This window comes from Guyparkeria sp., assembly GCF_046545975.1.
Classification (GTDB): domain Bacteria; phylum Pseudomonadota; class Gammaproteobacteria; order Halothiobacillales; family Halothiobacillaceae; genus Guyparkeria.
In genome coordinates this window covers 1-9441 of the sequence record NZ_JBKGYT010000068.1, presented here as the reverse complement: position 1 = coordinate 9441, position 9441 = coordinate 1, and the positions used below count along the sequence as shown (strand labels likewise).

General features: G+C 70.0%; 7 protein-coding genes. 2 read left to right on the top strand and 5 right to left on the bottom strand.

Annotation, left to right across the window (positions count from 1 at the left end):
• Positions 1 to 63: 63 nt before the first annotated feature.
• The 4 genes from ACLFMY_RS07065 to ACLFMY_RS07050 form a co-directional block, all read right to left on the bottom strand.
• Positions 64 to 1335 (bottom strand): O-acetylhomoserine aminocarboxypropyltransferase/cysteine synthase family protein, encoded by a 1272-nt coding sequence (locus ACLFMY_RS07065; protein ID WP_410763908.1) that lies wholly within the window; start codon positions 1333 to 1335, stop codon positions 64 to 66.
• 74 nt (positions 1336 to 1409) lie between these two features.
• Entirely contained in the window at positions 1410 to 2042 is a 633-nt protein-coding gene (locus tag ACLFMY_RS07060; protein WP_410763907.1) for a YrbL family protein, read from the bottom strand.
• A gap of 47 nt (positions 2043 to 2089) precedes the next feature.
• On the bottom strand, positions 2090 to 4303 hold the full coding sequence (locus tag ACLFMY_RS07055; protein ID WP_410763906.1) for a tRNA(Met) cytidine acetyltransferase TmcA: 2214 nt from the start codon (positions 4301 to 4303) through the stop codon (positions 2090 to 2092).
• A gap of 38 nt (positions 4304 to 4341) precedes the next feature.
• Positions 4342 to 5913 (bottom strand): inorganic phosphate transporter, encoded by a 1572-nt coding sequence (locus ACLFMY_RS07050; protein WP_410763905.1) that lies wholly within the window; start codon positions 5911 to 5913, stop codon positions 4342 to 4344.
• Positions 5914 to 6055: 142 nt separating this feature from the next.
• On the opposite strand from ACLFMY_RS07050, the gene recQ reads away from it, so the two are divergent.
• Positions 6056 to 7861, top strand: coding sequence for a DNA helicase RecQ (gene recQ / locus ACLFMY_RS07045; protein WP_410763904.1), 1806 nt, complete (start codon positions 6056 to 6058; stop codon positions 7859 to 7861).
• Positions 7862 to 7896: 35 nt separating this feature from the next.
• Here the strand turns inward: recQ and ACLFMY_RS07040 are convergent, their stop codons facing one another.
• On the bottom strand, positions 7897 to 8553 hold the full coding sequence (locus tag ACLFMY_RS07040) for a hypothetical protein (protein ID WP_410763903.1): 657 nt from the start codon (positions 8551 to 8553) through the stop codon (positions 7897 to 7899).
• A 132-nt stretch (positions 8554 to 8685) separates the two neighbouring features.
• Here ACLFMY_RS07040 and ACLFMY_RS07035 point away from each other — a divergent pair.
• The coding region (locus ACLFMY_RS07035; protein WP_410763901.1) for a PHP domain-containing protein at positions 8686 to 9441 on the top strand (756 nt) is incomplete at its 3' end.

Sequence of the window (9441 nt, the reverse complement as noted above, 5' to 3'; positions counted from 1 at the left end):
GGCACCTTCCGACCGGGGCACGCGCCAACGGCGCGTTTCGCGAGCGAGGCTCGCTCCCACCGTTCAGCGCGCGGCCTTGAGTGCCTGGTCGAGATCCTCGATCAGGTCGTCGACGTGCTCGATGCCGATCGACAGGCGCACCATGTCCGGCGGGACCCCCGCGGCGCGCAGTTCCTCGTCGTTGAGCTGGCGGTGGGTGGTCGAGGCGGGAATCGCCGCGCAGCTCTTGGCATCCCCGATATTGACCAGCCGCAGGATGAGGTGCAGTGCGTCGTAGAACTTCACACCCGCCTCGCGGCCGCCCTTGAGGCCGAAGCTGAGTATCCCGGAGGCCCGCCCGTCCATGTATTTCTGCGCCAGGCGATGATCCTTGTGCTCGGGCAGGCCGGCGTACTGCACCCAGCCGACCTGCGGATGGCCCTCGAGGAATTCTGCGATTTCCTGGGTGTTCTCGCAGATGCGGTCCATGCGCAGCGAGAGGGTCTCCAGCCCCTGCAACAGGTTCCAGGCCGACTGGGCCGACAGGGCCGCGCCGGTGTTGCGCAGCGGCACGACGCGGGCGCGGGTGATGAAGGCCGCCTCGCCGACGTCGTTGGTGTAGCTGACACCGTGGTAGGACGGGTCGGGCTCGATCAGCAGCGAGAAGCGCTCCGGGTGCGCGGCCCAGTCGAAGCGCCCCGAGTCGACGATTACCCCGCCGAGCGTGGTGCCGTGCCCGCCGATGTACTTGGTGGCCGAGTGGATGACGATGTCCGCACCGTAGTCGATGGGCTTGAGGAGAAACGGCGTCCCGACGGTGTTGTCGACCATCAGCGGCAGGCCGTGGCGGTGCGCGATGTCGGCCAGGCGCTCGATGTCGGCGATGCTGCCCGACGGGTTGCCGATCGACTCGCAGTAGATCGCGCGGGTGTGCCCGTCGATCGAGGCCTCGATGCCCGCGAAGTCGTCCTTGTCGTGGAAGCGCACCTCGATGTCCTGCCGGGGCAGGGTGTGGGCGAACAGGTTGTAGGTGCCGCCGTAGAGTTCGCTGATCGAGATGATGTTGTCGCCGGCCTGGGCGATGGTCTGGATGGCGTAGGTGATCGCGGCCATGCCGGTGGCCGTGGCCAGTGCACCCACGCCGCCGTCGAGCGCGGCCATGCGCGCCTCGAGCACCCCGCAGGTGGGATTCATCATCCGGGAGTAGATGTTCCCCTGGACCTTGAGGTCGAACAGGTCGGCGGCGTGCTTGGCGTCGTCGAAGCTGTACGAGGTGGTCTGGTGGATGGGCACGGCGACGGCGTGCTGGTCGTCCGGCTGGTAGCCGGCGTGCAGGGCGATGGTTTCGGGGCGCATGGTTTCCTCCATGGGGTTTCAGCTCGGAGACTGGCAGCGAGTCGAGGCCGGCGACGGTCCGGTTCGTTGCCGGCTCAGTCGGCGTCTTGCAACGCCTCGATCGCCTCGCGCAGTTGGCGGATCTTCTTTCGCTTGTAGAGACGGTTGAGCCAGGGGCTGACCGCGCGGATCGGGATGCCGGCGCGATCGCCCAGTCCGTCGATCATGACGAAGTGCCCGTCATGGTGCCAGGCGAGGTTGTCGGCGGACAGGTCGTTGATCAGCACGTTCGAGTCGAGTGCCCAGTCGAGAAATTCCTCGAGCGCATCCCGCTCGCGCGGGCCGAAGCGGTTGGTCTCCACCAGGTCGCGCAGCGTGGGGGCGAGATCACCGTTCTCGTCGAGTACCGCCTCGACCAGCAGGGCCGTGCCCAGGTCGGTGTCGACCACGCCGAGGATGTTCTGCATGTACGGGCAGGGAGCCAGCCGGCCCGGGTGCAGGGCCCGGACCACCAGGTGCTCGATCATCTCGCGGGCGAAGGCGCGGTGATGCCCGATGCGCCGGCGCTTCTGGTAGAAGCGATCCTTTCGGTCACGCCGCTCGATGAAACGGGGATTGACCACCTTGACCAGCACGCGCGGGTCGTCCGGGTGGCGGAAGACGAGTTTCTGCGCGCCCTGGGCAACGGGCTCGAGGTGCGAGAGTTTCAGCGGGGTGATCAGGTCCATGGGCATGCCCGTAAAAAGGGGAATTGTAGCGCCCCGGCGGGGCCGGGTCAGTCGGCCGGCCGGCCATCATTGCCGAAGTCCGCCTCGTCATGGTCGGCATCCCCGGGCTCGACAGCGGCGAGTACCTCGCGCAGCGCACCCCGGCATTGCCGGTCGATCGCCTGCTGTCCGTCGAGCCCGAAGGCGGCGGCGAGGTCGGCCGTCTCGCGCAACTGCAGGAAGCGGGCGACCAGGAGAGCGCGTCGTTGTCCGTCGACTCCGCTGCGCACCGCGGGGTGTCCCAGCGCAATGCCCAGAAAGGCCCTGAGGGCCGGCAGGGCGGCGTCGAGGGGATGGTGGTGCCAAGCGCAGGCTTCGATCTGGGTCCAGTCGGCCGGCGGCGGGGCCACGGGCATGTCGGCGGAGGTTTCGAGCAGGCTGGCCAGCAGGCAGGGATCGGCCGTGCGCAGGGGTCCGGCGGCCAGCACGGGCAGCCGGGCCTGGAAGCGGCAGGCCGAGTGGTCGACGGCCAGTAGTCCACGGGGAGTCAGTCCTCGTGCCATCACCAGCGACTGGCGCCCCGAGGCGTGGTCGCGATGCTGCCCCAGGTGAAGGGGAGTCAATCCCTGAGCCCGCCAGAATGCCAGCAATTCCGTTTCCACCCCGAAGCTCACGCCGAGGAAGTCGAGTCCGTCTGCCGCCGCCTGCCCGGCAATCGACCGGACGACCCGGCTACCCAGCCCGTCCCGTCGGGCGGCCGGGTGCACGGCGATCCGCTGGATGCGTCGACCGCGCAGGCCGGCCCACCGCGGCTCGCCGGCGTGGGTGGCCATCGTCTGCGGCAGCAGGTGACCCCGGACCCGGCGTTCGCCGGCGAACACCGCCTCGCCCAGTTCCGGCGGCAGCCCGCCTTCGTCCTGCGTCCACGCCGTGGCCAGGACATGCCCGCCCGAGCGGGCCTCCCAGACCGTGCCGCCCGGCGCGTCCAGCATCTGTCGCAGGTCCCGCGGCGTGGTGCGGTAGTGGGCGGTGACCAGCAGCCCGAACAGCTCGGCCAGCCGGGATTCGTCGGCGATCAGGTCCGCCGGCCGTACGGCCCGGATGTCGGCCGTGGGGGTCGTATCGACTGCCTCGTCAGGTGCCGGGTCGGCATCGAGGAGAAGCACCCGGTCGACCAGGGCCTCGAGCGGGTCACCCGGCGCCCAGCGGACCGGCGTGGTCAGCGTCAGGCGCCGGACCGAGACGGCCAGGCGGTCGAGCAGGGCGGCAAAGCGGATGGCGAAGCCCCGCCCGGTGCCCTCGTAGCCGTGTTCGGTGGTCGAGAAGACCACGCGCGGGTAGCGCCGGAACAGGGCCTCGAGCATCCCGGCTGGCAGGGCGGCGGCCTCGTCGATCAGCAGCAGCCGGGCCGGCGGCTGCTGGTCGATCAGCACGTCCGGCGGCAGGAACCGAAGCCGGTGGGCGCCGCAGCTCGGCTGGCCGGGGTGACAGGTCTCGATTCCCGCCTGGCGGGCGGCCTGTTCGAACACCGGCTCGACCGCCACCCGACGGGGCGCGGTGACCAGCACGTCGCCGAGCCCCGAGGCGAGCACCCGCGCCGCGGCGATGCCCAGGGCCGAGGACTTGCCCCGCCCGCGGTGGGAGCGCAGCACCAGGGGGCGTCGCGGTCGGCTGCGGGCCACGGCGAGGATCTGCTCGACTGCCTCGCACTGGTCCGGCGTGCGGCAGGACTCGTCGTCGGTTGGCAGGAGGGCAGGGCTGTCCGGCGGCGAGGGCACCGCTGGCAACGGCCGGCCCTCGGCGACGAGCCATGCCCGGGGTTCGGCTCGCAGGCAGCTCGTCAGCCGTTGCACGAAGGCGCCGCCGGCGTCGCGATAGGAAAGTGGCCAGGGCGTGAGGCGAGCCAGTTCCGGGTCGGGTCGATGTGGCCAGTCGGCCAGCGGCGGGGTGAGCCAGAGCATGCGCCCGCCGCCCCGGGGCAGGCCGCCGGCGGCACCCAGGGCATCGGGATCGAGTCCGTCGAGCGCGTTGAACACCACTTGCCCGCATTCCCCGCCGAGCGACTCGCGGGCGCGGCGGAACGACAGGGCATTCACGCCCGGCGGGGGATCGGGGCCGATCCACAGGCTGTCGTCGTCGAGCAGCGACCGGGCGCAGGCTCGTACCCAGTCGGGCGACCCGCTGATGACGACCGGCAGGCGGTGGTTGGCCGATCGCCACTCGGGCATCGCCGTCCCGAGGGCGGCGACCAGATCGACAGGTTGGCAGGATGCGGCAGGCATTGCGGCAGTGTATCGCCTTCGCGCCACCCGGCCGTTCTTCAGGCCATGACTGCCCGCATCAGGTAGAAGAAGACGGCCGCGAGGATGGCGGCGGCCGGCACGGTGATTACCCAGGCGGCGATCACCTTGAGGACCAGCGAGCGCTTGACCAGCTCGCGCTTGTAGATCTTCTTCAGGTCCTTGCGCTGGCGCTTGCTGATGTGGGCCTGGCGGCGTGCGTTCTTGTCCTTGAGCTCCTGGAGCATCTGCTCCTTCTGCTTGATCGAGGCGGAGCGGAAGCGCTCCAGGTACTCGTGCATCACCTCGTCGTCGTCACCTTCCGGGTGTAGGTCGCGGACCTGCTGCTCGATCCGGTCGTAGTTCGACTTGAGGTACTCGCGCAGGAAGCCGACGCCGAAGACCGCGCCGATGGTCACGTGGGTGGTGGAGACCGGCAGGCCGAGCTGCGAGGCCACGATCACCGTCAGCGCCGCGGCCATGGCGATGCAGTAGGCGCGCATCTGGTCGATGTCGGTGATCTCGTGACCCACGGTGCGGATCAGCTTCGGCCCGTAGAGGGCCAGGCCGACGGCGAGGCCCAGGGCGCCGATCGCCATGATCCACAGCGGGATCGCCGCCTTGGCGGCCGTGCCGGCCTGGGTCAGGGCGTCGTTGATCGCCGCCAGCGGACCGACGGCGTTGGCCACGTCGTTCGAGCCGTGGGCGAAGCTCAGTAGGGCGGCGGCGAAGATCAGCGGCAGCGTGAACAGCCGGTTGACGCTCGCCTTGCTGTTCTCCTCCATGCGGTCCGCCGCACGGGCGACCAGCGGCCGGACGGCGAAAAACACGATCGCCGCGATGACCAGCCCGATCAGCACGGCGCCGACAAACGGGACCTCGACGATCTTCTTGACCCCCTTGATCACGAGATAGGTGGCGAAGGCCCAGGCCATCAGCGCGAGGAACCAGGGGACGCGCCGCTTGGCCGCGGCGATCAGGTCGCCCTGGTAGGTGATGCTGCGCTTGATGAGATAGAGCAGGCCCGCGGCGATCATCCCGCCGAGCAGCGGCGAGACCACCCAGCTGGCGACGATCTGGCCGACCGTGCCCCAGTTGGCGATCCCCCAGCCGGCCGCCGCGATGCCGCCGCCCATGACGCCACCGACGATGGAATGGGTCGTGGAGACGGGGGCACCGAAGGCCGTGGCCAGGTTCAGCCAGATGGCCGCGGCGAGCAGGGCGGCCATCATCAGCCAGACGAAGGTCATGGGGTCGCCGATCGCTGCCGGGTCGATGATGCCGCCCTTGATGGTGGTCACCACGTCGCCGCCGGCGATGATCGCCCCGGCGGCCTCGAATATCGCCGCGATGGCGATCGCCCCGCCCAGCGTCAGGGCCTTGGAGCCCACCGCCGGGCCGACGTTGTTGGCCACGTCGTTGGCGCCGATGTTCATGGCCATGTAGGCGCCGATCACTGCCGCCATGACCATGACCAGGCTGACGTGGCCCTGGCTCAGGTAGGTGAAGGCGGCCACCGCGATGACGAACAGCAGTGCCCAGCCGAACCGGTACATCTCGCGGCGGCTCGGACGGGTCGCCTTGTCGAGGGCGTCCATATTGTCGAGGTCCATGCAGGTATTCCTGTCACATTGTCATGGTTCGGATCGAGAATCGCACCCTAATGGACTTTTGTGAAGCCGTCCATCTCTCCGGGCCCGGGGGGATCGCCCCGCATGGACTTGCATTGCGACGTGATTCTGGCCCAATAGCGCCATGCAGGGCACACCGAGAGACATACTCAAGAGCGTTTTCGGCTTCGACGATTTCCGTCCGCCGCAGGGCGCGGTCATCGAGACGGTCGTCGGCGGCCGGGACGCGCTGGTGCTGATGCCCACCGGCGGCGGCAAGTCGCTGTGCTACCAGGTCCCGGCACTGGCCATGCCCGGCACCGCGATTGTGGTCTCGCCGCTGATCGCGCTGATGCAGGACCAGGTCGCCGCCCTGCGCGAGCTGGGCGTGGCCGCCGCCTTCCTCAATTCCAGCCTCTCGGCCGACGAGGCACGCGACGTGTTCCGCCGCCTGCACGCCGGGGAGCTGGACCTGCTCTACGTCGCTCCCGAGCGGCTGATGACCGAGGGCATGCTCGAGCGGCTGGCCGAGATGCCGATCAACCTCGTTGCCATCGACGAGGCGCACTGCGTCTCGCAGTGGGGGCACGATTTCCGCCCCGAGTACATCCGCCTGGGCGAGCTGGCCGAGCACTTCCCCGGCGTGCCGCGCATCGCCCTGACGGCCACCGCCGACGAGGCCACCCGCGAGGAGATCGTCGACCGCCTGCGGCTGGACAATGCCCGCCGCTTCGTCTCCGGCTTCGACCGGCCCAACATCCGCTACCGCATCGGCCAGGGCACGGGCGGGGCGCGCGACCGGCTGCTGCGCTTCATCCGCGAGGCGCATCCCGGGGAGGCCGGCATCGTCTACTGCCTGTCGAGGAAGAAGGTCGAGCAGACCGCCGACTGGCTGGGAAAGCAGGGACTGGTCGCGCTGCCCTACCACGCGGGACTTTCCGCCGAACACCGCCGCAGGGTGCAGGAGCGCTTTCTCGCCGAGGAGGGCGTGATCGTGGTGGCGACCATCGCCTTCGGCATGGGCATCGACAAGCCCGACGTGCGTTTCGTCGCGCATCTGTCCCTGCCCAAGAGCATCGAGGCCTACTACCAGGAGACCGGTCGGGCCGGCCGCGACGGTCTGCCGGCCGACGCCTGGATGGACTACGGCCTGCAGGAGGTGATCACCCTGCGCCAGATGCTGGGCGACTCGCAGGCCGACGAGCGCATCAAGCGCATCGAGCGGGCCAAGCTCGACGCCATGCTCGCACTCACCGAGATGACTTCCTGTCGCCGGCAGGCGCTGCTGGGCTACTTCGGCGAGACCCTGGCCGAGCCCTGCGGCAACTGTGACAACTGCCTCGAGCCCCCCGAGACCTGGGATGCCACCGAGGCGGCGCAGAAGGCCCTGTCCTGCATCCACCGCACCGGCCAGCGTTTTGGCGTGAACTATCTCGTCGCCGTGCTGCGCGGCGAGGCGGACGAGCGCATGCGCCGCTTCGGGCATGATCAGGTCTCGACATTCGGCATCGGCGCGGATCTGTCCGCCACCGCCTGGCGGGGCGTCTTCCGCCAGTTGATCGCCCGGGGCCTTGTCAGCGTGGACGCCGAGGGTCATGGCGGCCTGCGTCTCGACCCGTCCGCCCGGACGGTGCTGCGCGGCGAGGAAACCCTGCACCTGCGCCCCGAGACGAAGCGGGCAAGGGCAACGCGCCGCGAACGCCCCGGTCAGGTGCCGGTGGGGGTCGAGGACGAGCCGCTATGGGAGTCCCTGCGCGCCCACCGAAAGCGGCTGTCCGAGGAACAGGGCGTTCCGCCTTACATGGTGTTCAGCGACGCCACCCTGCGGCACATGCTGGAACTCCGCCCGTCCACGCTCGACGAGATGGCGGCCGTCAGCGGGGTGGGCGAACACAAGCTGGAGAAGTACGGCGAGGGCTTCCTGCGGATCCTGCTGGCTCACGCCGGCTGACGATTCGGCATTGCGCGCGGGTCGGGAGGCGGCGATCAGGCCGATTCCAGCAGGCCGGCGATGCGCTGGTTATCGTCGCGGGTCAGCCAGACCGAGTCGGGCGCGGCCATCAGGGCGCGGGCCGGCACCAGGCCCTCCTCCAGCAGCTCCGCCGCGGGCCGGCCGTAGTAGCGCGAGAGCAGGTCGAGGTTGCCGTAGACCCAGTCCTCCGCTTTCTCCGGGAAGGCGCTGGCGGTGATGCTGCCGACATGCGCGAGGTTGATCGCTCCGCCGTGCAACTCGCCGTTGCGCCAGTAGGCGTCCTCGCGCCCCTCCGGGCGCTCCGAGCCGAGCACCAGCATGTGCGGATAGGCCCGCTTGGCCGGGTGGGGGTGGCTCTGCGGCGCCGGGTAGGGCACCACGTCGAGCAGGCGGTAGGGCTGGCCTTCCTTGAGAAACGAGCCGTTGAAGGAAAACACCGAGACGTGCACTTCCCGGCCGATCCAGCGCCGCAATCGCTCGATCAGCCGGGCGTAGCGCGGCCCCGGCCACAGTTCCCCGCTTTTCGCCGCGGGGGATTCCGGGCGGGCAGGGGCTGGCGGCGTGGCGCTCGCGGCAAGCCCCGTCCCCTTACGGGAAGTGGATTCGCTCGCCGGCGGCTCGCGCCGGGGGCGGACGTATGCGCCCCAGATGGGATGTTCGGCTCTGGCCATGTCCCCTCCCGCTTCGCGCGCGATAAGCCAATGTGATACCCAATTGAAACAATTGCAGATTCCTTCCCCGGTATCAACCCCTTCGCGTCGGGATGCTGGACAGCGACAACTGTTCATTTATACAGTATTCGCATGTCCGCCCATGCCGAACTCGCCGCACGCTCGAATTTCAGCTTCCTTGCCGCCACGCCCGATCCCGAGCGGCTGGTGGCGGTGGCGGCCGCGCGCGGCTACGCGGCCATCGCGCTGTGCGACGAGTGTTCGTTCGCCGGGGTGGTGCGGGCCCACCAGGGCTGGCGGGCGTTGCCGGAGGCCGGGCGACCGCGGCTGATTCTCGGCACGCGGCTAGTGCTCGAGGAGGGCGACACGCTGGTGCTGCTGGCCGCGAGCCGGGCCGGTTACGCCGCGATCAGCCAGTTGATCACCCGCGGGCGTCGGGCGGCGGCCAAGGGCGAGTACCGCCTCGGGAGGGCGGACGTGCTCGGTGGGCTGAACGCCGGGGTGCGGGTGATCTGGCAGGTGCCGCCCGGTGAAGCGATCGCGCCGGACTGGCTGGCGGGCGCCGGCATCCGGCCTTGGCTGGGCGTGGTCGCCTGGCTCGACGGGCGGGACGGCCGTCGGTTCGCGGCGGCCCGGCAGCTGGCCGAAGAGCACGGCCTGCCGATCACGGCGCTGGGCGACACGCTGATGGCCGAGCGGGAGGAAAAGCCGCTGCTGGACGTGGTCACCGCCCTGCGCCATCGCGTGACCGTGATGGAGGCCGCCGACCGCCTGCCGTCGAATGCCGAGCGCCACCTGCGCCCGGTCGAGACGCTCGCCGAGCTGTTTCCGGTCGCGTGGCGGGCCGAGGCGTTGCGACTCGCCGAGTCCTGCCGCTTCTCGCTCGAC

Coding starts and splice junctions, on each gene's coding strand:
- ACLFMY_RS07055 (WP_410763906.1), bottom strand. CDS start 4,303: ATGCCTGCCGCATCCTGCCAACCTGTCGATCTGGTCGCCGCCCTCGGG.
- ACLFMY_RS07060 (WP_410763907.1), bottom strand. CDS start 2,042: ATGGACCTGATCACCCCGCTGAAACTCTCGCACCTCGAGCCCGTTGCC.
- recQ (WP_410763904.1), top strand. CDS start 6,056: ATGCAGGGCACACCGAGAGACATACTCAAGAGCGTTTTCGGCTTCGAC.
- ACLFMY_RS07040 (WP_410763903.1), bottom strand. CDS start 8,553: ATGGCCAGAGCCGAACATCCCATCTGGGGCGCATACGTCCGCCCCCGG.
- ACLFMY_RS07065 (WP_410763908.1), bottom strand. CDS start 1,335: ATGCGCCCCGAAACCATCGCCCTGCACGCCGGCTACCAGCCGGACGAC.
- ACLFMY_RS07050 (WP_410763905.1), bottom strand. CDS start 5,913: ATGGACCTCGACAATATGGACGCCCTCGACAAGGCGACCCGTCCGAGC.